This is a genomic window from Serratia sp. PAMC26656 (assembly GCF_016469055.2).
GTDB classification, from domain to species: Bacteria; Pseudomonadota; Gammaproteobacteria; order Enterobacterales; family Enterobacteriaceae; genus Serratia; species Serratia plymuthica.
The window spans coordinates 2,663,923-2,688,597 of the sequence record NZ_CP150486.1; the positions used below are offsets into that span (position 1 = coordinate 2,663,923).

21 protein-coding genes are annotated in these 24,675 nt (G+C 57.9%); 5 read left to right on the forward strand and 16 right to left on the reverse strand.

Annotated elements, in window-relative coordinates; genetic code table 11:
* Positions 1-38: 38 nt before the first annotated feature.
* The 6 genes from JEM67_RS13630 to JEM67_RS13655 form a co-directional block, all read right to left on the reverse strand.
* Complete coding sequence (locus JEM67_RS13630) at positions 39-800, reverse strand: amino acid ABC transporter ATP-binding protein (protein ID WP_006318796.1); 762 nt, start codon at positions 798-800, stop codon at positions 39-41.
* Entirely contained in the window at positions 797-1,714 is a 918-nt protein-coding gene (locus JEM67_RS13635) for an amino acid ABC transporter permease (protein ID WP_199635804.1), read from the reverse strand. Before JEM67_RS13635 ends, JEM67_RS13630 begins: the two co-directional genes overlap by 4 nt.
* Positions 1,711-2,625 carry an ABC transporter substrate-binding protein gene (locus tag JEM67_RS13640; protein ID WP_199635805.1) on the reverse strand — a complete coding sequence of 305 codons (915 nt, stop codon included), beginning with the start codon at positions 2,623-2,625 and terminating at the stop codon, positions 1,711-1,713. Before JEM67_RS13640 ends, JEM67_RS13635 begins: the two co-directional genes overlap by 4 nt.
* 16 nt (positions 2,626-2,641) lie before the next feature.
* The gene (locus JEM67_RS13645) at positions 2,642-3,979 is read right to left on the reverse strand and encodes an LLM class flavin-dependent oxidoreductase (protein WP_199635806.1); all 1,338 of its coding nucleotides are present in this window, start codon (positions 3,977-3,979) and stop codon (positions 2,642-2,644) included.
* A gap of 17 nt (positions 3,980-3,996) precedes the next feature.
* Positions 3,997-5,316: an MmgE/PrpD family protein gene (locus JEM67_RS13650; protein ID WP_199635807.1), complete on the reverse strand. Its 1,320-nt coding sequence runs from the start codon at positions 5,314-5,316 to the stop codon at positions 3,997-3,999.
* Between the two features lie 229 nt (positions 5,317-5,545).
* The gene (locus tag JEM67_RS13655) at positions 5,546-6,433 is read right to left on the reverse strand and encodes a LysR family transcriptional regulator (protein WP_199635808.1); all 888 of its coding nucleotides are present in this window, start codon (positions 6,431-6,433) and stop codon (positions 5,546-5,548) included.
* A 122-nt stretch (positions 6,434-6,555) separates the two neighbouring features.
* Here JEM67_RS13655 and JEM67_RS13660 point away from each other — a divergent pair, with 122 nt between their 5' ends.
* Complete coding sequence (locus JEM67_RS13660) at positions 6,556-7,713, forward strand: serine hydrolase domain-containing protein (RefSeq protein ID WP_199635809.1); 1,158 nt, start codon at positions 6,556-6,558, stop codon at positions 7,711-7,713.
* Positions 7,713-8,891, forward strand: coding sequence for an MFS transporter (locus tag JEM67_RS13665; protein WP_199635810.1), 1,179 nt, complete (start codon positions 7,713-7,715; stop codon positions 8,889-8,891). The genes JEM67_RS13660 and JEM67_RS13665 overlap by 1 nt, the downstream gene beginning before the upstream one ends.
* Before the next feature lie 99 nt (positions 8,892-8,990).
* On the opposite strand, the gene JEM67_RS13670 is transcribed toward JEM67_RS13665, so the two are convergent.
* The gene (locus JEM67_RS13670) at positions 8,991-9,401 is read right to left on the reverse strand and encodes an Exc2 family lipoprotein (RefSeq protein WP_013812850.1); all 411 of its coding nucleotides are present in this window, start codon (positions 9,399-9,401) and stop codon (positions 8,991-8,993) included.
* 328 nt (positions 9,402-9,729) lie between these two features.
* Here JEM67_RS13670 and JEM67_RS13675 point away from each other — a divergent pair, with 328 nt between their 5' ends.
* On the forward strand, positions 9,730-11,145 hold the full coding sequence (locus tag JEM67_RS13675; protein WP_199635811.1) for an MFS transporter: 1,416 nt from the start codon (positions 9,730-9,732) through the stop codon (positions 11,143-11,145).
* On the opposite strand, the gene JEM67_RS13680 is transcribed toward JEM67_RS13675, so the two are convergent.
* From JEM67_RS13680 to JEM67_RS13695, 4 genes are all read right to left on the reverse strand, one after another.
* A complete protein-coding gene (locus JEM67_RS13680) occupies positions 11,120-11,677 on the reverse strand; it encodes a dihydrofolate reductase family protein (RefSeq protein WP_013812852.1) in 558 nt (185 codons plus the stop codon). The two genes, JEM67_RS13675 and JEM67_RS13680, sit on opposite strands and share 26 nt — an antisense overlap.
* Complete coding sequence (locus JEM67_RS13685) at positions 11,674-12,075, reverse strand: VOC family protein (RefSeq protein WP_199636095.1); 402 nt, start codon at positions 12,073-12,075, stop codon at positions 11,674-11,676. The genes JEM67_RS13680 and JEM67_RS13685 overlap by 4 nt, the downstream gene beginning before the upstream one ends.
* Positions 12,076-12,162: 87 nt before the next feature.
* The gene (locus JEM67_RS13690; RefSeq protein WP_199635812.1) at positions 12,163-13,410 is read right to left on the reverse strand and encodes an LVIVD repeat-containing protein; all 1,248 of its coding nucleotides are present in this window, start codon (positions 13,408-13,410) and stop codon (positions 12,163-12,165) included.
* A 9-nt stretch (positions 13,411-13,419) separates the two neighbouring features.
* Entirely contained in the window at positions 13,420-14,493 is a 1,074-nt protein-coding gene (locus JEM67_RS13695) for a sugar ABC transporter substrate-binding protein (protein WP_199635813.1), read from the reverse strand.
* Between the two features lie 222 nt (positions 14,494-14,715).
* Here JEM67_RS13695 and JEM67_RS13700 point away from each other — a divergent pair, with 222 nt between their 5' ends.
* Positions 14,716-15,804, forward strand: a complete 1,089-nt coding sequence (locus tag JEM67_RS13700; RefSeq protein WP_199635814.1) for an oxidoreductase — start codon at positions 14,716-14,718, stop codon at positions 15,802-15,804.
* Between the two features lie 180 nt (positions 15,805-15,984).
* On the opposite strand, the gene JEM67_RS13705 is transcribed toward JEM67_RS13700, so the two are convergent.
* Positions 15,985-17,010 (reverse strand): SDR family oxidoreductase, encoded by a 1,026-nt coding sequence (locus JEM67_RS13705; protein WP_199635815.1) that lies wholly within the window; start codon positions 17,008-17,010, stop codon positions 15,985-15,987.
* Positions 17,011-17,131: 121 nt separating this feature from the next.
* On the opposite strand from JEM67_RS13705, the gene JEM67_RS13710 reads away from it, so the two are divergent.
* On the forward strand, positions 17,132-17,749 hold the full coding sequence (locus JEM67_RS13710; protein ID WP_199635816.1) for a TetR/AcrR family transcriptional regulator: 618 nt from the start codon (positions 17,132-17,134) through the stop codon (positions 17,747-17,749).
* A gap of 23 nt (positions 17,750-17,772) precedes the next feature.
* Here JEM67_RS13710 and JEM67_RS13715 read toward each other — a convergent pair whose 3' ends face one another.
* Genes JEM67_RS13715 through JEM67_RS13730 form a run of 4 tightly spaced genes read right to left on the reverse strand, consistent with a single transcriptional unit; the run spans position 17,773 to position 24,609 of the window.
* A complete protein-coding gene (locus tag JEM67_RS13715) occupies positions 17,773-19,200 on the reverse strand; it encodes a hypothetical protein (protein WP_199635817.1) in 1,428 nt (475 codons plus the stop codon).
* A complete protein-coding gene (locus tag JEM67_RS13720; protein ID WP_199635818.1) occupies positions 19,181-21,094 on the reverse strand; it encodes a hypothetical protein in 1,914 nt (637 codons plus the stop codon). Before JEM67_RS13720 ends, JEM67_RS13715 begins: the two co-directional genes overlap by 20 nt.
* A 10-nt stretch (positions 21,095-21,104) precedes the next feature.
* The gene (locus JEM67_RS13725; RefSeq protein ID WP_199635819.1) at positions 21,105-22,760 is read right to left on the reverse strand and encodes a hypothetical protein; all 1,656 of its coding nucleotides are present in this window, start codon (positions 22,758-22,760) and stop codon (positions 21,105-21,107) included.
* A gap of 13 nt (positions 22,761-22,773) precedes the next feature.
* The gene (locus JEM67_RS13730) at positions 22,774-24,609 is read right to left on the reverse strand and encodes a hypothetical protein (protein ID WP_199635820.1); all 1,836 of its coding nucleotides are present in this window, start codon (positions 24,607-24,609) and stop codon (positions 22,774-22,776) included.
* Between the last annotated feature and the right edge of the window lie 66 nt (positions 24,610-24,675).

Genomic DNA, 24,675 nt, shown 5'->3' on the forward strand with positions numbered 1-24,675 from the left:
ATTCAATGATCAGGGGGCGCAATGCCCCCTGATGCAATTTAGAGTACCGTCGCCAGGAAGTTACGCGTTCTTTCATGCTGAGGCGCATCCAGCACCTGCTGCGCAGTCCCCGTTTCGACCACTTTCCCCTGATCCATAAAGATGATTTGATCGGCCACTTCGCGGGCAAAACCGATCTCATGGGTGACCACGACCATTGTCATGCCGGAGTGCGTCAGGCCCTTCATCACCTGCAACACTTCGCCAACCAGTTCCGGATCGAGCGCGGAAGTCGGCTCATCAAACAACAGCACCTCGGGATTCATCGCCAGCGCGCGGGCGATCGCCACACGCTGCTGCTGGCCACCGGAAAGCTCGCGTGGCCAGGCGTTAATGCGATGCTCCAGTCCCACGCGGGTCAGCAGGGCCTTCGCCCGTTCGACCACCACGGCTTTCTTTTCCTTTTTCACCAGCAGCGGCGCTTCCGTAACGTTTTCCAGCACCGTGCGGTGCGGGAACAGGTTGAACTGCTGGAACACCATGCCGATGCTTTTACGCTGTTCGGCGACTTCACGCTCCTTCAGTTCATACAGATGCTTGCCTTTCTGACGATAACCGATCAGTTGCTCACCCACGCGGATGGTGCCGCCGTCGAGCTTTTCCAGGTGGTTGATGCAGCGCAGCAAGGTCGATTTCCCCGAGCCGGAAGGGCCGAGGATCACCGTCACCGAGCCGGCCGGTATCTGCAGGCTGATGTTTTTCAGTACTTCGGTGCCGGAGAAGGACTTACGCACCTGGTTGATATGAATGGCTGCGCTCATTGTTTTGCTCCCTGGTTCAGTTCGGTCGGGGCCTTGCGGTTGCGTAACCGCCAACCGCCGCGCGTGGCCTGAGTACCACGACCGAAATAGCGCTCAACATAGTGCTGGCCAATCGACAGAATCGAGGTCATCACCAGGTACCACAGCGTGGCGACCAGCAACAGCGGGATCACCTCATAGGTGCGTTGGTAGATAATCTGCGCCGAATACAGCACGTCTTGCAGGGCGATAACCGACACCACGGCGGTGGTTTTAAGCTGCCCGATCACCTCATTGCCGGCCGGTGGCAAAATGGTGCGCATGGCCTGCGGCAAAACCACTCGCCACAGGATCTGCCCACGGCGATAACCCAATGCCTTGGCGGCTTCCAGTTGGCCGCTGCCCACGCTTTGAATGCCTGCGCGCACAATCTCTGCCGCATAGGCTGACTGATGCATGACCAGAGCAATCACCGCAGCGCTGAAGGTGCTGATAACGGTGTTGGTCGGCGCGCTGGCGACCTCGCCCAGAAACGGGAGCCACAGGCTGATGCGCGGGTAGAGTGCGGCGATGTTGTACCACAGGAAAAGTTGCACCAGCATCGGTACCGCGCGGAAGAACCAGGTATAGAACCAGCTTACCGCGACCAGCACCGGATTGGCGGAGAGGCGCATCAGCGCCAACAACACGCCGCCGGCGAAACCGAAGATCACCGAGATGACCGTCAGCTTCAGCGTCATGATCACGCCGTTGATGATGGACGCCTCGGTAAAGTTTTCCGCCACCACCGACCATTCGAAGCGCGGGTTGTGCAGCATCGAGTTGGCGATAACGCCGACGATCAGCAGCACGATCAGGGCGCTGAACCAGCGCCCGTAATGCCGATGACCGACAATGCTCAGTTCGGCATCATCGACAGGGTGTTGCGCACTCATTTTGCAATCTCTTCATTGATGCCGGCGGTTTTCACCGCGCCGAAACCGATATCCCAACCGTCGAGGATTTTCTGGTAGCTGCCATCGGCAATCAGCGAGTTAAGCGCGGCCTGCACCGGTTTCACCAGTTCGGAACCTTTTGGCAACGCGATGGCTACCGTGGTGCCTTCGATATTGATGTCGCCGGCCAGCGCCAGCGCTTTAACATGGCTCGCCTGGTAGCGCAGACCTTCATAAGGGCCGAAGAACATCGGCACGCGGCCGCTGATCGTCGCCTGCACGCCGGCCGGGCGGTCCGGGAAGATCGGAATGGTGATCGCCGGTTTGCCGGCGCTGACGCACTGGTCGCTGGCCTGCTGCAAACGGGTAACCTGCGAGGTGCCGGCACCGGCGCCGACGGTCTGGCCGCACAGTTGCGCCAGCTCGGTGTAAGGGCCGAGCGCCGCATCTTTACGGGCGATCAGCGCCAGCTTGGAGGCATTGTAATAGCCGACGAAGTCAACCTGTTGGAAACGCTTCTTGTTGGCGTCGATGTTGGCCAGCGCCACGTCGTAGCGACCGGATTTCAAACCAGGAATGATATTGTCGAAACCGCCGGTATCCTTCCAGTGGATAGCGACACCGAGACGATCGGCAATTGCGCTCATCACGTCGATTTCACGCCCGGCCAGCGTTTTGTTGTCCGCCTCGTAGAAGGTGGTCGGCGGTGTGTTCGGGTTAGTGCCCGCCACGATAAAACCGGCTTTTTTGACGGCTTCAGGCAGGCTGTCGTGCAGTTTCGGATCGGCGCTGGCTTTCAGCGCAGCCTTGAAGGGGACATCGCCTTCGGCGGCATAACCTGTGGCCAACGGGGCTAAGGTGGCGCAAGCCAACAGCAGGGACAGCGTAGTGCGTTTAACGGTAGTTTTCATGGTATTCCCCTGCAGATTAAGCCGATTTTACGTTGGCGAAGTTGATTGCCGGTTCCGGCAGGCCCAGGTTTTCACGCAGGGTTGAATAGCGGTATTCCTCGCGGAACAGGCCACGGCGGCGCAACTCCGGTATGACCAGTTCGACGAACAGCTCCAGCTGATTTGGCAGCACGGCGGGCATGATGTTAAAGCCGTCGGCGCCTTGCTGTTCCAGCCACAGTTGGAAGTCATCGGCGATCTCTTCGGCGGTGCCGACCACCACGCGGTGTCCGCGCGAGCCTGCCGCTACCGCAGCCAGTTCCCGCAGCGTCAGGTTTTCCCGCGCGGCCAGATCGGTCAGCAGTTTTACCCGGCTTTGGCCGCCTTCAGTTGCGCCAACGTCCGGCACCGGGCCATCCAGCGGGTAGTCGCGCAGATCGAAGCCGAAGCGGGCGGAAAGCTGCTCGATGCCGTTATCGATATCCACTAACTGATTCAATTGATACCAGGTCTCCTGTGCTTCAGCCTTGGTGCGGCCGATAATCGGCATCACGCCCGGCAGGATCAGCAGGTGGTCCGGGTTACGGCCGGCCTCGACCACGTACTTTTTCTGGCTGCGGTAAAACGCCTGGCCTTCCTCCAGCGTGGCGGCAGCGGTAAACACCACCTCGGCGGTTTCCGCCGCCAACTGCTGCCCGGCCGGTGAGGAGCCGGCTTCGATAATCACCGGGCGCCCCTGTGGGGAACGCGAAATATTCAGCGGCCCCTGCACCGAGAAGTGTTTACCCTTGTGGTTGGCCGCGTGAATTTTGTCGTCGATGGCGTAAATACCCTGTTGTTTGTCACGCACGATGGCGTCTTCTTCCCAGCCGTCCCACAGCTTGTAGCTGGCTTCGAGGAACTCGCGCGCCACTTCATAGCGCTCGGCGTGCGAAGGCAGATCGTCACGGCTGAAGTTGCGCGCCGCATCGCTGGAAAAGGACGTCACCACGTTCCAGGCGGCACGGCCGTGGCTGATATGGTCGATGGATGCCATGGCGCGCGCCAAATGGAAGGGTTGGTCGAAGGTGGTGGAGGCGGTGGCCGCCAGCCCGATGTGGCGAGTGTTGACCGCCAGCGCCGCCAGCAAGGTCAGCGGCTCCAGGCGTGACATCGTCGAGGGCAAACGGTGTACGCTGGTGGCCAGCGCGTCGCCGACGAAGAACATGTCAAAGGTGCCTTCTTCGGCTTTTTTGGCGATCCAGGTGAACCAGTCGATATCGGTCGGTGATCCGCTGGCGCCTTCTGCGCGCCAGCCGCCGACATGGTGCCCCAGGGCTTGAACAAACAGGCCGAGACGTAATTGACGCGATGGTGTTGAAGGTGAAGTACTCATAATTATTCCTCTATTTATTATTGATTTAATAGCTCGATTAGCCGTGCCGGCGCGCCTGGCTGCGTCAGTGCGCAGTCGCGAACCACGCGCTCGCCGTCCAGTTGCGGCAGCAGTTGCAGGATGCTGCGCAGCTTGGCTTCGACGTCCGTTGGACGGGCGGCGGTTTGTTTTCTGGTGACAATGTCACTGAATTGACGACCGTCGTGCAGCGTCAGCGTCACGCGGTGGAAACGCAGCTCCGGATCCCACTCATCTGGCGGGGCAGAAAGGTCGGCGTGCCGTTCCACCCGCGCCGCCAGTACGGCAATCATCGGGTCGACGGGGTTTTCACCGTAATGCATCAGCGGCACGGCACCGCTGTACAGCGCATCGGCGATCACATATTCCAGGCTGAAACGCGCTTCGACGCCGTTTACCGGGCGGCGAATATAGGGAGCGGTATCTGCCCCGGGCGGAAAACTGACCTGAATGTGGCTGATGGCGGCAGGCATGTCGGCGGCGGCGATGCCTTGTTCGAGCAAGCGTTCACGCAGGGTGAAGGCGGCTTCTGCCGCACTGTGGGTGCCGCCGCAGGTTGGGTAACGCTTAAACTCCAGGCCCGGTTGCAGGATGCGCCACGGCTCGCCCCAGTCAGCGGTCAACAGATCCGGCCGTTGCCGGCCGTCACCGTGGGAACTGAACAGGCTGTCAATCACGCCTTCCGGTTGGCCGGCAAAGCCCGCCTTCGCCAGCAGCACGGCATTGACTGCCGCGCGAGCCGCCAACCCGGCGTGCAGCGGTTTGGCGGCCGAACCAAACTGGCTGCGCAGCCCGGCGGCCTGGGTGGCGGCCAGACCGAGCGCAATTTGCGTCTGGTGCGGGGTTAATCCTAAATAGCGTGCGGCGGCTGCGCTGGCGGCGACCGCACCCAGGGTCGCGGTGCTGTGGAAACCCAACTGATAATGCTGGGTTCCGGCCGCCAGCCCCAATCGCCCGGCGGCTTCTACGCCGATCGCATAGGCGGTTAACAGCGCGGCGGCATCGTCGCGGTCACCGGTCAGCGCCAGCAAGGCAGAGAGCACCACCGTGGTCGGGTGGCCGCGTAGCGCAGGGTGGTAATCGTCGAAATCCAGCGAGTGGCTGACGTAGCCAAAATACAAGGCACGGTTCTCAGCGCCGATAGGCGGGAACACCGATTTCACCGCCGCCAGCCCGGAATCGTTCAGTGCGCCATGGACGATCGGCAATGCGCAGGCGAAGTAGTCCATCAGGCCGCGACGGGCGGCTGACAGCGCGAGGTCATCAGGCTGGGTATCCAGCACCAGACGGGTAAATTGAGCGGTTATGAGTGATGACAAGAATATAAACCCTGATTTTTTATGCGGTTATGAGCCGGCCTGCGATTCAGGTTTTATTGTGTGGTGATTTTTCTCGCCCCGAAAGAACGAACGGGACTTTCATATTTCAAAATGGAATAGCAAAGAAATAAGCCGACGCGGTGAGGCCCGCCGGCAGGCACTGTCGTTGCTGGCTTAGCTGATTTTGTGCAAAGCAAAGCCGGAATTGTTCTTAAGCTGCGTTGCGCCGTTAAGCCGGAAACAACCGTTCGCTCAGCAGATCGATAAACACCCGCAGTCTGGGAGCCAGGTGCTTGCTGGAGGGCCAGAGAATTTTAAAGCTGCCGGTATGGTGGCTGTGTTCGCCGAGAACCTGCTGCAACCGTTGCCCGGCCAGCGCCTGCTGCACGGCGAAGTCGGGCAGGCAGGCGATGCCCTGGCCCTGTTCCGCCAGATAAATCAACGTATCGACGGTATTGCACACCACGCTGGCACGCAGACCCTCGCCCAGGATTTTGTCCCAGTCCGCCACCGGCCAGCTTTCGACTTTTCCGGTGGTGGGGAATTTATACAGCAGGCAGGCGTGTTGGCGCAGATCGGTCGGCTGTTGCGGGATACCCGTCTGACGCAAATAGCCGGGGGCCGCCACCAGTTGCAGGTGGAAGGTGCCCAACTGGCGGCTCATCAGCCGGGAATCTTCGGTTTCTCCGACGCGGATCACTGCGTCAAAGCCTTCCTCAATCACCTCAACCCGGCGATCGGAAAAATCCACCTCCAGCTCAATCTGCGGATATTGGCGGATAAACTCCGCCAGCACCGGATTCAGCAGGCTGCCCACCAGGGGCAAACTGACGCGCAATTTACCGCGCGGCGCACTGCGGGTATCACTCAGTTCCTGCTCCGCCGCCGCCATTTCGCCGAGGATCCGCTGGCAGCGCTGCAAGAAAAGCGCGCCTTCCGCCGTCAGCGTCATGCTGCGGGTGCTGCGGTGAAACAGGCGCACGCCCAGGCGCGCCTCCAGCCGGGCGATGCTTTTGCCGATGGCCGAAGCGGAGATACCCAGCAAGCGGCCCGCTTCGACAAAACTGAGCGTTTCTGCTGCCTGAACAAAGACCGAAACGCCTGCCAGATTATCCATGTCCTCTCCCTATTGCGGACGCTAGTGTCCAGTATGAAGGGAAATCTAGCCTGTTTTTCCGCTAATCGCCACACTCTATTCTCGGTAGCTACAGAAATTGACTGTCTACTGGAGTGTGACCCATGAATGAATACAAGCTGGCTGCCCAGACTATTGATAAGGCCATTGATCGGGCGCTGGAGGACAAACGGCTGGTTGGGGCGGTGGTGTTGGTGGCGCAGGGCGGTGAAGGGGTTTATCGCCGTGCGGCGGGCATGGCGGACCGAGAGGCCGGCAAGCCAATGGCTGCCAACGCGCTGTTCCGACTGGCTTCGGTATCCAAACCTATCGTTTCCACGGCCGCACTGGTGTTAATGGCGCAAGGGCGTTTGGGGCTGGAGGACCCGGTGACGCGTTGGTTGCCGGCATTCCGACCGCGAACCGCCGACGGACGCGAACCGCCAATGACGGTGCGCCATCTGATGACCCACACCGCCGGGTTGAGCTACCGGTTTTTCCAGCCGGAACAGGGATTTTATGCTCAGGCGGGCGTCTCCGACGGTATGGATGATGACCGGCTCAGTCTGGAAGAGAACCTGCGGCGCATCGCTTCGGCCCCGCTGTTGGCGGCGCCGGGAACCGAGTGGCGCTATTCGATTGCTACCGACGTGCTGGGTGCCGTGATCGAGCAGGCCAGCGGCTTGCCGTTAGCGGAGGCGGTGGCGCAGTTGGTGACCGGGCCGCTGGCGATGCACGACACCGGCTTTACCGCCACGGATGCGCAGCGGTTGACGGCGGCTTACGCCAACCACAACCCCGAACCCCGGCCGTTGCAACAACCCGATCGTTTGCCTTTTATCGACGACACGGCCGGTTTTAATCTGTCCCCGGCGCGGGCGTTAGATGCTCACGCCTATGCCTCCGGCGGCGCAGGCATGGTGGGCTCCGCCGAGGATTTCTTGCGGCTGTTGGAAACCTTGCGCCAGGGCGGCGCGCCGCTGCTGCCAACGGAGTGGGTAACGGCGATGACCAGCAACCAGATAGGCGATCTGCCGATGCCATTCTGGCCGGGGCGCGGCTTTGGTCTGGGGATCACCCTGCTGAAAGATCCGCAGGCGGCGCAGACGCCGGAATCGATCGGCACCTGGCGCATGGGCGGCACCTACGGCCATTCCTGGTTTGTCGATCCCGCGCGCCAACTTAGCGTGGTGGCCTTTACCAATACGGCGCTCGAGGGCATGGCGGGGGCGTTTGTCGGCGAGCTGTGCCAGGCGGTATATGACGGGTTGGGAGAACCATAATGAAGATCCTGCCGCCGATTTTTTTCATCGCGCTGGGGCTGTTCGGCGTTTACTGCATCGAGTTTGGCGTGGTGGGCATTTTGCCGCTGATCATTGCGCGCTACGGGGTTTCAACCTCGCAGGCCGGGTGGCTGGTCGGTCTGTTTGCCGTGACTATCGCCTTGCTGGGGCCGTTGCTGGTGCTGTTGGCTTCACGCTTCAACCGCAAACGAATGCTGTTGATTTCGCTGGTCGTGTTCTCGTTGGTCAGCGTGCTGTCGGCCTATGCGGCCAGTTTCAGCACCCTGATGATCCTGCGCATTCTGCCGGCGTTGTTCCACCCGATTTATTTTTCGCTGGCGATGGTGGCGGCGGCGTCGTTGTACCCGAAACAGCAGGCAACCCGGGCGACCGCTTACGCGTTTGTCGGCACCAGCATGGGCATGGTGCTGGGGATCCCGCTGACCCACTGGATCGCCGGTCAGTTCAGCTATGAAGCCTCTTTTCTGTTCTGTGCGTTGGTTAACCTGCTGGCGGGCGTCGGCTTATTTTTCCGCCTGCCCGACGCCGCCACGCAAAAACTTAGCTACGGCAAGCAGCTGGCGATACTGCGCAGCGGCGCGCTGTGGCTGAATATCGCCGCCTGCGTGCTGATTTTCGCCGCCATGTTCTCCGTGTATGCCTACGCTACCGAATACCTGAGCCGACAAACCGCCATTCGCGAGCCGATGGTGGGCATCCTGCTGGTGATTTTTGGCGCAGGCGGGGTCGCCGGTAACCTGTTGGCCGGTAAGTTGCTGAACCGGAACCGGGTAGCGACCACTTTACTGCACCCGATAGTGCTGGCAGCCGCCTATCTGCTGCTGTATCGCTACGGCAGCGCGCAGACGGGGCCGATGATCGTGCTCTGCCTGTTCTGGGGGGCGGCGCACACCAGCGGCCTGATCGTGACCCAGATCTGGCTGACATCCGAAGCGCCACAGGCCCCTGAGTTTGCTACCGGGCTGTATATCGCCTTTATCAATTTGGGCGTGGCGATCGGTTCGGTGGTCAGCGGGGGGTTTATCGATGCGCTGGGCCTGCAGGGCAGTATTCTCTGCGGTGGGCTGTTCGCTGCGCTGGCGGCAGTGACGATTGCGGTTAAGGTCGGGCTTTACCCGCCGCGGGAAGCGACCGTGGTGAGTGAAGGTATGGTTTGATCATGGTTATTGCGCCGTGAGTCGGGAGACTGGGTAAATCACTAATCGCCACTGTCAAAAAATACGGTGGCGATTAATTTTTCGAGATTAGAGGGTAAGTTATAAACCGTTATAACCATCCCAGTAAGCGCCCGTAGCTTCTTTCATAAATGCAGTATAAATCTTTTGATTAGAATCAATTTTGTAGGTTTTATTCAAGACGATGTTATTAAGCTCCAGTTTGCTTTTAAATTGTTCGCTGGATAAGTAATCGGCTTTTGTTTTAGCCTCTGCCAGGGATAAATGGGCGTTGCGGTCGCATTTTCCCTGCTGGTAGAACTGATCAAACGTCGGTGTGCTGGCCTTGATACTGTCATGAACCAACGTCCTGATTTGCGAATCGTTTTCGTTTGAGATTTGGTAAATATAGTGAGAGGCGTGTTTTTCGGCGGGGCTTTTTGCTGCGCATGCGGCCAGCATGAGGCAACCCAATGCCAACGCACTGGCATTCACTCTTTTATTGCATTCCATTACCTTTCCTTTTGATAATTTCAAATAGAGCGAGAATACAAAATAATGCTAACAGAACCCTTTTATTTTCGTCAATAAATAAAGGTCTGCAGTTAATTGCAACGTCGCTCTATTTATTTGAGTTATTATTCTGTTGCTAGTCTGTTTTATAGTTCGCTAATTATATCCGGGAAGGAATTGTTTCCGGGAAATATAACGCGTATGCCCAGCCCTGGTTATCACACCCCATGGATGGCGTCTGATGCACTAATAAACTGCATTCGCTGCGTCTTCCGCCTTGTCAGGTGATGGCATAGGCTGCTGACAGGTTCTTTCAGGAGTCAGCAACATGAAGTTTACAGTTAAATCCGGCGGCGCAGACCCAAGGTGGATCCTCATCAGCCTTTCCCTTTCGATGCTGCTCTCGTCGCTGGGCACCAGCATCGCCAACGTCGGTTTGCCCACGCTGGTACAGGCGTTCAACACCTCATTCCAGGCCGTACAGTGGGTGGTGATCGCCTATCTGCTGGCCATCACCACCTCAGTTATCGCTTTGGGTCGTCTGGGCGACAGGATCGGCAGGCGGCGGTTGCTGCTGGTGGGGGTCGCGCTGTTTACCTTTGCGTCTGCGCTGTGCGCTCTTGCGCCGAACATCGGGTTACTGTTCGCAGCAAGGATCGCTCAGGGGCTGGGGGCGGCAGTCATGATGGCGATGACCATGGCGTTGGTGGGCGAGACCCTGGGTAAAGACAACACCGGCCGGGCGATGGGGCTGCTCGGCACTATGTCCGCTATCGGGACTGCGCTCGGGCCTTCGCTGGGGGGCGCGCTGATTTTTAGTTTTGGTTGGCGGGCGATGTTCCTGATCAATCTGCCGGTGGGCCTGCTGGCGTTTATTCTTGCTTACCGTTACCTGCCGACCCCGGTTCATGAACCGCAAAAGGAACGGGCCAGGTTTGATTACCCCGGTACCTTGTTGCTTGGACTGACGCTGGCCAGTTATGCGCTCTCCATGACGCTGGGGCGCGGCGATTTCGGTTGGCTTAATCTGGTTCTGCTGCTGTGTGCCGCATTGGGGATCGGGTTGTTTGTTTGGGTGGAGAACAGCACGGTATCGCCTTTGATTCACCTGGCTATGTTCCGTCAGCCGGGGCTGAGTGCCGGGCTAATGATGAGTCTGCTGGTGATGGTGGTGATGATGACCACGCTGGTGGTGGGGCCGTTTTACCTGACGCACGGTCTGGGGCTGGCGGTGGAGCAGGCGGGATTAGCGATGTCGGCAGGGCCGATTACCGCTGCGGTGGTCGGTGTGCCGGCCGGCCGGTTAGTGGACAAACTGGGTGCGCAAAAGATGACGGCCGTGGGTTTGGTTATCCTGGCCACCGGCGCCGGTGTCATGTCGATGATGTCGATAAGGCAAGGAGTCTTGGGGTACGTGCCGCCGCTTTGCGTGATCACCCTTGGTTATGCGTTGTTTCAGGTCGCCAATAATACCGCGCTGCTTAAAGACGCTACCCCCGAGCGACGCGGGCTGATTTCCGGCATGATAAACCTGTCGCGCAACCTTGGGTTGATCACCGGTGCCTCTGCCATGGGCGCACTGTTTATGTTTGCCTCGAACACGGCAGATATCAACACCGCCGAGGCTGTCGCCGTGACCGCCGGTATGCATTTCACCTACGGAGCGGCGGCGTTGCTGGCACTGGCCGCGTTGGGTATTGCCCTCGGCGGCCGGGCGCTTAGGGTTCGCTATTCGGCGCGCTGACGGCGTAACGTTCCTGCACAAATCCATTGTCGGAATGCGTCGCGGCGATCAGGCGCAGCTGTTGTTCTGCACCCACGGCACCAAACAGCGGTATGCCGGAGCCCAATAACAGCGGAACGCGCGTAATGGTCAGTTCGTTAATCAACCCGGCCTGCAGGAAACGCTGCACGCAATTGCCGCCATCGATATACAAATGTCGGTATCCTTCATTCGCCAACCGGGCGACGATGGCCTCAGGTGCGCCAGCCTCCCGCCTTACGTTGTTTTGCAGGTGGGGCGGGATGTCGAGCGCGCGTGACGACAAAACGATCACCGGCAAGGCGCCATAAGGCCATTCGGGGAAAGCGCTCACCTTTTCATAGGTATTGCGGCCCATCACCAACGCGTCGACGTCGGCAATAAATTCCTCGAAGCTCAGCCCGTTGAGCAGCGATACGGCGTATTCAGGCCGCAATAGCCAATCGATATCGCCGTCGGCTCTGGCGATAAAACCATCCACGCTGGTGGCGATGTATACCGAGCATTTTATCAAAGCAAGTCCCCGCGATAGGCCAGATGAATCTTGTTGCCGTCCGGGTCACGCAGGTAAGCGCCAAAGTAACCTTTGCCGTAATTCGCGCGCTCACCGGGTTCACCCTCGGCGCTGCCGCCGGCCGTCAGGCCTGCGGCATAGGCTGCCAGCACTTGATTCTCATTGTCGGCGGTGAATGCCACCATGCTGCCATTGCCGGCGCTGGCGGGTTGACCGTTATACGGCTCGTAAGCGTAAAATCGCGGCAAGGTCAGCCCCGGTTTGATCCAACAACGCGCGGCGGGGCCGCCATCGGGCGTTACCGGCCGTTGTGTTAATCCCAGCGGCAGCAAAATGGCATCGTAAAATTCTGCGGCCTTGTCCAGATTGCTGACGCCTACGGTGATATGGCTAAACATCTCTTCTTCTCCTTGCTCTGGGGTCCATTGTCTGTTCATTCATACTATCCCAAATCGACAAAAAGCCGACATTGCGCCGGCTAATGCTTACCCCAGATACTCGATAATAGACAGACCGCCGTTGTAATCCGTGCTGTAGATAATGCCCTGGGCGTCGACAAACACGTCGCAGGATTGGATCACCTGCGGGCGGCCCGGGCGTTTATCCATCATGGTCTGCGGCGCAGCGGGCACCAGCGCGCCGGTTTCTTTCGGCTGATAAGGGTTGCTGATGTCGTAGGCGCGGACGCCGGCATTTTGATAGGTGGCAAAAATCAGCGTCGAGCTGACAAAGCTGCCGGGGCGGTTCTCATGCAGATTATGCGGCCCGAAGTGCGCGCCCTTGCCGACGTAATCCCGTTCATCTGGCTGCGGAAAGGTGGCGATGCTTATCGGGTTGGCCGGTTCGCGGATATCAAACAGCCAGATCAGCTTTTCGCCGTCCTCCTGGTTGTCGAGCACCGCCTCATCCAGCACCACCAGCAGATCCCGTTCCGGCAGCGGCAACGCGGTGTGGGTGCCGCCGCCAAAGGGCGGGCTCCAGTTGCGGTGGGCGATAAGCTGCGGTTGGTTGCGATCGCGGATATCCAACAGCGTCAGCCCGCCGTCGCGCCAACTGGCGTAAGCGGTGTCACCGCTGATAATGGCATGGTGCAGGGCGTAGCGTTTGCCCTCCGGCCAGGTTGGCGTTTCGCCTCCGGCGCTGTGCATGCCCGGCAACCACCAACGCCCGGCGATTTGCGGGTTGCGCGGATCCGCCAGATCGACAGTCAGGAAAATATAGTCGCTGTAGCCGTCAATCAGGGCCGAAACGTACGCCCATCGGCCACCGACATACCAGATGCGGTGCACGCCGATGCCCTCCAGCGTCAGAAAACCGATTTCCTGCGGTCGCTCCGGCGTGGAGATATCGAAAATACGTACCCCGGCGCTCCAGCCGCGGGCGTCGTTGCCTGACACCGTCTGGCTGATGGCGCGAGTGTAATACACCTTTTCGTCGGCAAAACGGGCGTCGGCAAACAGGTCACGGGCGTTGATCACCAGCAGCAAATCGTCATGCGCCTGCAAATGCACGTTCCAGGTGCCGGGCGGTGCAGGGACAAAGCCGACGGCTCGCGGGTTTTTCGCATCGCGCACGTCGACGATGGAAAACCCCTGCGACACCATATGGCCGATGTAGGCGTAGCCCCGGTGAACCATCACCTGCACGCCATCGGGCCGTCCGCCCTGGTTGCTGTGGCCAATCAGCCGCATGTTGCGGCTGTACTCGGGGTGGGGAAGCGGTTGCGATGCCATTAACCTTCCTTATTTTTTAGCCTGTTGCGCTTCAAGCGTGGCGAACCATGGCGCAACGAAATCGTCCGATTTACCCCAACCCGGAATGACCTTGGCCAGCGAGGCGACATTGGTGGCTTCAGGGTGGTTCAGCAGCAGCGCTTGCGGAATGGCGGCGGCCTTAAACTCATAGGTTGCCGGGGTTTTCTCGCCGGCGATTTTGTTGGCCACCAGGCGCAGGTTAACGGCGCCAATCAGCTTGGGATCGACCGCCACGCTGAGCTTCCAGGCGCTGCCCTTGGCACGCATCAACGCGAGATCCTGGTTCGAGATATCAATGCTATAGAGTTTGATTTCGGTGCGGCCATTCTCCTGCAAGGCTTTGTACGCGCCCTGGCTAAAGGCGTCCCAGGTTCCCCAGATGGCGTCGATTTTGCCTTTGGGATACTTGGCCAGAATCGCGCCGATCTTGTTGGCCGTGTCGCCCTGAACGTCGGAAGACACCGCGCCGATAGACTCAAGCTCTTTGATGCCGGGTTGGTCGCGCAGCAGTTTCTGGTACTGCGCCTGGCGCCGCTCCATCGGCGGGAAACCCGCAACCCAAAGTTTGACGATGTTGGCTTTGCCGTCGAAGTCTTTCACCAGTTGACCGAAGGAGAGATCGGTTAATGAAGCGTCGTCCTGCTGGCTGACGGTGACGCCCGGGATGTCGCCCTGTACCGCGGTATCAAAGGCCGCCACCGCGATGCCGCTGTCGGCAATGCGCTTGAGCAGGGCGGTTGAGTATGGATCGCGTCCCTGCGACAGAATAATGCCGTCGTATTTCTGGCTGATCGCCTGATTGACGAAGTCCTGGAATTTGGCATCGTCACCGTTGGTCAGGAAGGTGTTGACCTGAAACCCCAGCTTGCGGCCTTCCTGCACCGCTCCGGTGACGAACTGCGTGGTATTGTCGTCCGAGCCCAGATTGCGGATCACCGCAATGCGGATCGGCCCCTGATGGTTGGCGATCGCCGCTGGAACCGGTGCGGCAGTGGGGGCGGAGACAGCGGGAAACACGGCGAACAGGCTTAACGCCAGTAATGAGGTGTTGAACAGTTTCATTAAGTTTTACCCTGCGTGGTTAAGCATCATTAAAAAACGGAAGGACAATTCATCGTCACCATTGGAATGGTTTTTTTTACCGGCATGAATTGAGGCAGCCAGTTTCCACGGCGGCCGGACGGATGACAATGAATGAAAAATCATAAGCTAATGCAAAACAGTATTAGTCATCGGTCTTCCCACCCCTATGATGGCAACAGCAAACAAAATAAGGACTTGAACATGAGTGATACCCACATTCGCGTGGTCGCCGGCCCCGCCAACTATTTTGCTTTCCCCGGTGCGATTGACCGGTTGGCGCAGTTTTATTCGCCGCAGCAACTGGATAACGCGCTGTGGATTTATGGCGAGCGTGCGCTGGCGGCAGCCAAACCCTGGCTACCTGCGGTGTTTGATGCGCCCGAAGCCCGCAAGGTGTTGTTCAACAGCCATTGCAGCGAAAGCACGGTGCAAAGCATCGTGCAACAGGCGGGGGCGGATCGGCAGGTGGTGATTGGCCTTGGCGGCGGCGCAGTGCTCGATACCGCCAAAGTGGTGGCGCGCCGGCTGGGTCTTCCGGTGGTGGCGATCCCGACCATTGCCGCAACCTGCGCCGCCTGGACGCCGCTTTCGGTCTGGTATAACGATCAGGGGCAGGCGCTGCGTTACGAAATTTTCAACGATGCAAACCATCTGGTCCTGGTGGAACCGGAAATTATCCTGCGTGCGCCGAAAGCGTATTTACTGGCGGGCATTGGCGATACGCTGGCGAAATGGTACGAAGCGGCGGTGCTCAGCCCGCAACCGGAACGCTTGCCGTTAACCGTGCAACTGGGCCTCAATACCGCGCTGACCCTGCGCGACGTGCTGCTCACCGAAAGCGAAGCGGCATTGCAGGCGCTGGCGCACGGGCAATTGAGCCAACCTTTCCTCAACGTGCTGGAGGCGATTATCGCCGGCGGCGGCCTGGTGGGCGGGTTGGGGGATCGTTACACCCGCATTGCGGCGGCGCATGCGGTGCATAACGGGCTGACCGCTTTGCCGCAGACCGATGCTTTCCTGCATGGCACCAAGGTAGCCTATGGCATTTTGGTGCAAAGTGCCTTGCTGGAGCAGTGGGAAACCGTGACGCAGTTAATCGCGCTTTACCGGCGGTTGGATCTGCCGGTAAGCCTGGCCGCATTGGCGGTGGATATTCACGATGACGAGCAGGTTCAGCGCCTGATTGCTCGTACGTTGCAACAGGGCGAGTCGATTCATTTGCTGCCGGTAGCGCTCAGCGAGACCACATTGCGTTCTGCGCTGAGCTATGTGGAAGCGCAATCCGCCTAAAGAGTGCTACAGGTGAGGAGCATGCAGAAGCACCGACACGCCGTGAATCCGTCCATGGAGGCTCGTATCGCGCGTCCATGCGCTCAACGGTCGGCTAACCTGCATGCCTCCACCTGTCTCAGGCTCGGGGGTGTGGCGGTACTGAACTAAACCGGGGGAAAGGGCTCTCCCCCGGTTCGATTAGCTTTTAGAGGCGTTATTGCGCAACCAGGCTACCGTATCGCCGATCGTTTGTTCTACCGGCCGGAATGTCAGGCCCAGTTCCCGTTCGCTTTTGGCATGATCGAAATGGGAGCGGTTGGCCTCTTTGACCATCAAACGCACCGTCGCCAAACTGAGCAAGACCGGCTTGCCGCTGAGGCGAGCGTAAGCTTCCTGCAGCGCGGCGATGATATAGAGCAGCGGTAATGGCAAGGTGCGCTTTGGCGTTTGAACCCCGGCTATTTTGCCCAGCAGCGGCACCAGTTGCTGCATGGTCATATGTCGTCCCGCAGCCAGATAGCGTTCTGCGCGTTTGCCGCGTTCGGCCGCCAGGATCATCGCTAACGCCACATCTCGCGCGTCAACCACTGAAAAACTGCCCGGCACCAGGCCTGGCAATTTGCCGTTCATCACGTCATTGGCCAACTGGCCGGAAGAAGTGGGGCCAAGATCGGCGGGACCCCACATCCAGCCCGGCAGGACCAGGCTGCCGTTCATATCGGGGTGGCTTTGCAGAAACGCCAGTACCACCTCGTCAGCCAGAATTTTACTGCGGTAATAATCATCGGCATCCTCCGAACGACGCAGACAGGTTTCGTCTATCGGCATGCCCGGTTCACCGTTGAGCACCGCAATGGAGGAGGTATGAACAAAACGGCGTATGCCTGCGTGGTATGCCTGCTCCAGCAGACGTTCCGTACCGTCGACGTTGATCGCTTTCAGTTCGGGCCAGTGGCTGCCGCCCTTGTAGTTGTCACGAAAATACGCGGCGGTATGAAACAGTACGTCACAGCCTTGCAGATGCGCGGCAAAGGCGGCCACATCGGTCATATCACCGGCAATCAGCTCGACGCCTTTGACGGAACCGAACTGCCGGCGGCCTTTCTCCAGCGAGCGTACCAGTGCTTTGACGTGGCAGCCTTTTGCAATCAACTCTCTGACCAGGTTATTGCCGAGCAGCCCGGTGGCACCGGTGACAAAAACCGTTTTCATGTTCATCATCATTAAAATCTTAAGTGAGTTTCAAAGTTCATATGATATCTTAATTTAGTGGGGGGCATTTAAAATATCAAGTGATATCTTAAATGCGTATCCATTACTCCAAAGCAGCCTAAAGTCGAAGAAGATGAAGACAGAAAAAAAGCGGTTAACCCGCGAAGAAAGCCAGCAGCAAACCCGCGAGCAGTTGCTTGAAACCGCGCGCCAACTGTTTGTCGCCGGCGGTTACGGCGGTACCTCAATCCGGGATATCGCCAGCCAGGCCGGGTATTCCCAGGGGGCGTTTTATTCCAACTTTGCTTCTAAGGAGGCCTTGCTGCTGCAACTGTTACAACGCCATATGGAAGCGGAGGCCACGCAACTCACTGCGCTGGCGCAGAGTGATATCGATACGCCGGAGCGAGTGTTGACGGCGCTGGAGGCTTGGGCGGCGACCCTGAATCTGGAGGCGGACTGGTGCATGCTGTCGGTTGAGCTGCAGTTGCACGCGAAACGCAGCCCGGCCTTTGCCGTGGAGTACAAAAATATCTGGGACGTACATCAGGCAAAAATTGGTACGGTGATTGGATCACTGTTTCAACGGGTAGGCAAAGCGCCGCCGGCGGATCAAAACGAACTGGCGGCAGCCTTGATGGCGATGGCGCACGGGCTGGCTTTGCAGCGGACCGGCACCGGCACCGATCCCTCCGGCAAGTTGATCATGTTGTTTCTGCGCAGCCTGCTGTTTGCACCATCGGCAACCTGAAATGTCTACCGCAGGTGCGCCGTTCACGGAACATAAATGATTTCAAAACTCGAGGTTTTGTCGTAATAGGGCGTCATGCCGCCGTCGACGTAATAGACTTGTAAATCATAATGATAAACCAGCTTTTTATCCGGATTAAGGATCAGTTCCAATACCGAGATCTTCACGTTGACCGAATGAGCGGGATGGTCTTTATCCAACTCGACGGTTTGATTGTCGATATTCACCAGAATACGCTTGATCGGGCGCGGGCCTGAGGGATCGTAAGCACCGCTGTCGCTCCTGAATTCAACGGTTTTATTGATGTCTACCGGGGCGGTCTGTTTGATGAATTCCCGAACTTTGCTTTGGTATTTGGCGTCCAGCGCGAGCAGCACCGGGAGATTGTCCGGGTTAAAGCCGACGAATTGCACCGCCAGATAACCCTTGAGCAACAGGTTTTGCGGTGAGCGGTCAAATAACGCATCCCAGATCAGCGCAAACTGTTGGGCGGGCAGCGTGAAGGAATCCACGATGCCGCTTTGCAGGTTGATCAGCGCATTTTTCTCCTCGGTTTTTCCATCGGGTAACCCCAACTGCAGCTTCAGCGAGTCGGCGTTGGCGAACGGTGCCAGCTTGCCGTCCGGTTGTGTTTGCGTGAACTGCCCGGCGGCGTCGGCGATGCGCGCCTGGTTTACCTTGGGCGAGAGAAAATAATCGAAGGTCACTTTGACATCGTCCAGCGACGTCGCGTGTTCTGCGGCGGCGAAGGAAATCGACAGCATAGGTTTGTCGTCGTCGTCGGCATTGGTCGCCAGCAGGAAGGTATCCGGCAGATAGTAAAGGTAATTTTTGCGGACATAGTCCTGATAATAGTTGTACCACACGTCCTTATAAGGCATTGGGGTGAGAATCAACTGCAGACGCGGCGGTGGCGGCACAATACCCTGGTAAATATAAGGGTAATAGTTTTCGGCAAAATAGAAGATTTTAGGTGAGGTAATGGTATTGAGAATGCCGTGATCGGTGACGATGGCCACCACCAGCGTGGTTTGCGCGTCGTAATCCGACAGGGCGCGCAGCAGGGCGTCGCGCTGTTCCAACCGATCCAGATCCAACTGCGCGTGGTAGCGGTTTTCCGTGGCGGTCAGCAACACTTTATTGAATATCATTTCGTCAACGTTGCCGAAGGTACTGAAGGTCAGCACCACATAGGGGACTTGCGGTACCTGCCTGCTCAGTGCGAAATCCAGCTTCATGCTCCAACTGGTTCCGTCTGTAGTGGTGGCAATCTGGTAACGGGTTTCCCCCGAAACGATCTCGGTGCAGACCTCTGCGGCCAGATCCTCTGCCAATGCGGCGGGCGCGGCGCGATAGCGCAACCGTTTTGCCTCGGCGTCTGGAAACTGTTCGCGTGCGTTGTCCAGAATGATTTTGTTCAGTGTGACCAGATCATTGAGAAAGGTATTCATAGCTATCCTCAGTGCGATGGGGGTGGGCCAGAGATCTGAATGGGTTCAGGCAGGCCGAGGTCCAGAGGAAGCGCCCGTCATGCCGACGGTAAAGCGGGCTTTCCAACCGGTCGGCGGGCCGTTGCCAGCGGGCCAAAGCGTCAATGACGGGCGTGAGTTGCGGGATCCCGCGCTGTCTGGCGTATTCCAGGGCGGTACGCCATTCGTGGGGATGAGCGTAATAGGGCGTCAGGGTGCTAAGCCTGTCGTAGTGGTTGCCGCACCACTGCACGGCCCGGTTCAGCATTTGAAGAATGCGCAGGTAGGCCGGCGCGACAACGCCGGTTTCAGCCTTTAGCGTATTGAGTAAAATCAGTGCGTTGGTATTTACGCAGCAATCCAGTTGACGGATGTCATTGTCGTCCTTCATCCAGGTATGAAAGCTTTGGCATTCCGCCCACTGATGTTGCACCGCCGACTGACGGGGATCGACCCGGCGGACCTGATAAGCGTTCATGTGCGCAACGGTCTGCCTGAGCTGCGCCAGCGAAATGCGGCCAAACTTGTAAAGCAGTTCGGTAATGATGGCGGTGTCGTCAATGTCTGCGCAGAGGCTTTGGTTCGCCATCCATGCAGGATGGGCTGCGGTCGGCCAAAAGCTGAAATGGAACGGCCGGGTTTCGCAGGCGAGCAAGAAATCGAGTGCCTTCTCGATATAAGGCGCGGTCTGCCGGGTGTACTCCAGAGTACGTAAGACCTGGGCGGTGACAAAGGCATTTTCATCCCGATGCCAACGGCCATCCGGTGTTCTGACATGGGAAATAAAGGCACCGCTGGCGCACTGCTGCTCAAGCAACGCCGTCAGGTTGGGACGGGCGTCACTTACCGCTGGGGGGGCCGCTCTCAGTGGCAACACCTCGAATTGCGTGTTTTGCGGGCTGAAAGTACAGCTGATGCCGTGACGGCCCTGCATATCAACCGAAAAACCGACCACGTTGAACTGCAGCGGGACCTGCGCGGTCATGGCCCGTTGCAGCAAGGGCAGGGTGCGGCCGCTTTGTGCCGACAGGGCTTGCACTGCGGGAAATACCCGCTGGTTATCGCCAAAGAAACCGGGCGCGATGGTGAACAACGTAAAACTCTCCAGTGCGCCGTTTTGGTCATAGGCCAGGCTAAAACCGTAGGTGGTGGGTGGAAAACCCTCGCCACTCAACGTGTGTCGCAGTGCGCTATCCAGCAGTGGCGTTAGTGCCGCAAGCCATCCCTCGCAGCCAAAAAAGGCCATGACCGCCGCAATATCTGCGTGCGTGATCAGTGCGCTGTGCCATTGAAAGTAATATTCGCGCGGTGAGGCAGGCAGTTCCGGGTAATAGCCAACCATCAGTAACGACAAACCTGCCTGTTGGCAACCGGCAACCGGGTAATCCGCCGTGCCGCCAGGCCATGTGGACGCGTCAGGCACTTCGGAATACACTTTGAACTTGACTGCATCCGGCGCATATTTTCGCCCCAGCCAGGAGCCAAATCGCAGCGGCTGCACACTTTCGCGCTGCATGCGATTGACTGCGTCAAAACTGACCTCAGCATTAACGTGCGGAGGAGCGGCGGTGATTCGTTGGCAATGCCGGTAAAAAGCCGCGATCCCGCGATCCTCCGCGTAACGCGGCAAAAAAGGATCCAGCGTGCAGGATAACGCCTGCGGTTTAGACGAGGAGACGGTGAACTCAAGCGGGCAACCGTTATAGGCCAGCAGGCTGGTGTTAAAGGCGGCGGCCAGGCAACCGGAGGCCAGGCGTGCCTGGCTGAAACGGGTGATCTCGGGGACCAGCGTGGTCCGCAAATAAGGCGCTTCCTGGCACAGGGCGTTTACCAGGGCGTTCCATGCCGCTGGCAATACTGCGTTACGTTCGGCCATCGTCAGTCACCTAGGCCACGGCTGGAATAACGATGGCGGGCGGGTTCTCGGTGCCGTCTCGAACGACGCTGTCGCCACCGACCAGGAAGTACGTGATTTTATAGCCAACCTTCCAGGGTTTTTCCGTCAGGCAGCGATATTTGAAGGTCTGTTCATCACTTTTATCTTCGGTAAACAGGTACTTCTTGGTTTTACGGCTTTGCTTGTCATCCAGATAATTCAGCTCGACAATTACCTGATTGTAATTCTCCCAAGAGAATTTCCTGTCGAGGAAGATGGTTATTTCGTTGAAGGTCAGCACCGAGCCGGGATCCAGGTTCAGCAGGGTTGAGGCCGATACCGTCTGCGGCTGATAGCTGCTGCTGCCTTCCCAACCGGAGGTGGCGGCAGACTTGAAGGCATACTCGCTGTGGATCACAAAGAGTTCATTGCTGTCGCTGCTGCGCGAGATGGTTTTGCTCCATTTACCGTCATCGGTGATAAATGGCTCGGCCGTATAAACCTGTTTGTTGTAGTCGATTTTGAAGGTGGCGGCTTTAATGCCGTATTCGGCAAAGCCGTCCGGTCCCAATACGGTAAAATCGATTTTCTGGAAGAAGGGATCGTTAACGTTCACTTCAATAAAGTAAGGCGGTTCTTTTTTGGCGCGCAGGATGTCGCTGCCGATAAAGTTTTGCGGCACGGCGGATTGACTGAGCGCTTTCGACGAGGTGTAGTTGAAATTCAGGCTCTTGGTTTCTTCGATTCTCACCAGTTTTATTTCCAGCGAGGCGCTCGGGAACAAACCGCCTTTACCGCCTTCTTCGCCTTCTTTACCGCTGGAAATCAGCGAGTCCAAAATCGAGTCGCTGGCCGATTTTGCCTGGGTATTGCTGTCGTCATTGGGCTTGAGCGACGCGGTGAAGAAGCTTTTCAGGATCTCCTCTTTAACGAATTGCAACGCCCATTCCTTTTCCTTCGCCTCCTCTTCGCTCGGCATGCTCTCGGTGACTTTGATCACCAGCTTCTGATCCTGCTGCAGTTTTTTAATCACGCTGTCAAAACCCAACCAAAAACTGGCGGGGGTTTCCACCGGGATGGGGATATTGGCGCCAAACTTAAGATCGAACTCTTTGTAAAGGCTTTCAAACCTGGCCTCGACCTCGACCTTTAACGCCGGGGTGATGCCGGTAAAACTGAGGTTATAGGCCACGGCGGCTGGCGCTTGCGCCTGATTGAAGGCGGCTTCCAGAATGACGGCCTGTTCCGGCGTCAGTTTGGCGCTGAAGATGGCGCTGTTATTGCCAAACAGGCTGGGGCACTGCGCGCTGATCAACTCGCCGTTAGCGCTGCCGACATCAAGCACAAAAAAGTTGACCGTGCCTTTGTCATACGGCACCTGGGCCTTACGGGCGGTTTTGGGATCAACATTCAGTTTACGCAGGTATTCGTTGAAGGTGCGGTCCAGCTGGGCTTCATCGATCGCGGTATTCACCTCGAAGTTGATGTAACCCCCTTGCTGACCGCTGCCGTCGCCGGTGTATTTAATCAATGAAAAAATCGGCTTTCCGTCTTTCTCTGCAATATGGATATCACCGGGCAAATACCAGAACTGTTTGTCATCGGAGTCATCGGCAAAGAAGGTGATGTTGTTGATGGTGGCGGTTCTTGCTCTGAGTAATAACATGGTGTTTCCTTAATTAATTGAGGTTGGCAATATCAATAGTGTCTTGATCGGTGGCGGTTTGGACGTACTCGGGCTTATCCCCGCCCTGGCCCGGTAGGTAACTGAACCAGATCTCAAGGTTGACAATGAGCCGTTCGGGATCGACCTGGTCGGCGCTAAAGCGCTGTGAGGCGGCATCGATTTCGGTAAACTGAAAAATTTGCTGCAGAGGCGGGGTTTCATCGCCGGGCAAATAGGCATAGCTTGCAGACACCAGAACCGACTCCACCTGTTGCCAGTCCATACTGGCAGACAGCGTTAATACTCGCTGGTGATACAAACTGGAGAACAGGTATACGTCCTGACTGGTCGGTTCGTTCAGCTCCGCAGAAATATGGGGCGAATTGACGGCGCTACTGTACTCTTTGGTGACGTCAAATAAGTACTGGTCGGGGTTGGGCAGCATCACCGGGTAGCTGTCCTGCTGCGCCGTCTGGCTAATCTGAAAGCTTTTCGACAGGCTGGCTGCCGGCATTCCAATGTGCCGGCAGCGCAGGGTGACCAACACCGACTGGTACCAGCGCCAGTCAAACAGGCTGGCGGTTTTGATGACAAAATCATAGCGGCCGTAGAGCGACTCAATATCCAGATAGACATCGTTCAATTCGGTTTGCAGCGCGCCGGAACTGACCGATCTTACGCCGCCCACCGCCTGGTTGAGGTAGACGGTGAAGTCATACTCGACGGGCCACAGCATTTTGCCGGTTTTCGGATCGGTGATACTGGGTGACCGGAAGATTTTCGGTTTGGTATCCCCCTGGCGGAAAGTGTATTGCTTGTTGTCCGGGCCATAGCGCAGACGCACCATCACCAGTTGAACGTTATCGTCCAGTTCGTCGGACAGCAGACTGACCCGGACCTCTCGGTGGGCAAAGAAATCATCCTGCAGATCGTGTTGGCTGATCACCCGATCGGCCTGATAGTCGGTACCGGCGACCAGTTCAGCAAACAGCGCCTGCGGATAAAGCGAGCGTTTGACTACCGTGGTTTCAGTCAGTTTTCCGCTTAAACGCCGTTGGTCAATATCCTCAACCGACAGCCGTTGCAGATAAAACCCGGCCTTTGGCTTGGATTGTTGCGGGACTTCGGCAAACACCGGGGTAAAAAATTCGCTGATCAGGATCTGTGTCAGTTCGGCCGCGGCCTGCTTGAAGTGGCCATCGGGATCCGTGTCCCTGACTTTGACAGTGACCACTTTTTCGCTGATTAACCGCGACGAGGTTTCTTCGATATCGACGGAAAAAATCAACAGGTTGAAACCGACCGATTCTTGCAGGAACTGATAAACCTGGTTCCAGCGGGCTTCCAACTCAAACGTGGCAGGGGGGAGCTGTTGCAGATAGTCAATTTTGTAGCTGATGGCGATCGGCGTGGAGGCCGGCGCGTTCATCAGGCTCGCCAACAGTGCAATATCGGCGTCCGGCGGCAATTTGGCCAGCAGATAGCAGTTCTGTTGCTCACTCAATGAGGTTTTGCTGGTTTGACCGGCGATAAAGCCGGGAATGTCCAGCGTGGCGCTACAGGCAATGGCTTGTAACGGCAATAACACCGCATCGCGCGGGATGTCCGGGCTGCCCGCTGCCGCCGCCTGTGCCGCCTCGAGGCTGCTGGTCAACTGGGTTTGCAGCGACAACATGGCATAGTAAACCGTGGCCGGTTGACTGCTGTTTCTAAATATCTGTAGTTGGACGGCGGGCTGGTTGCCGTCAATAACGCTAATGCCCGGCGCGGCCGCGCAATAATAATAAATCGGCCTGTCCGGGTCGGCTCGGATAAAACAGATGTTTTGCACTACGACCTGAGTGTTCATAGCGACCATTCCATTTTATAAAGGTGAATCAGGGCAAAGAAGCTTTGCCCTGGGGTGTGTCAGTGC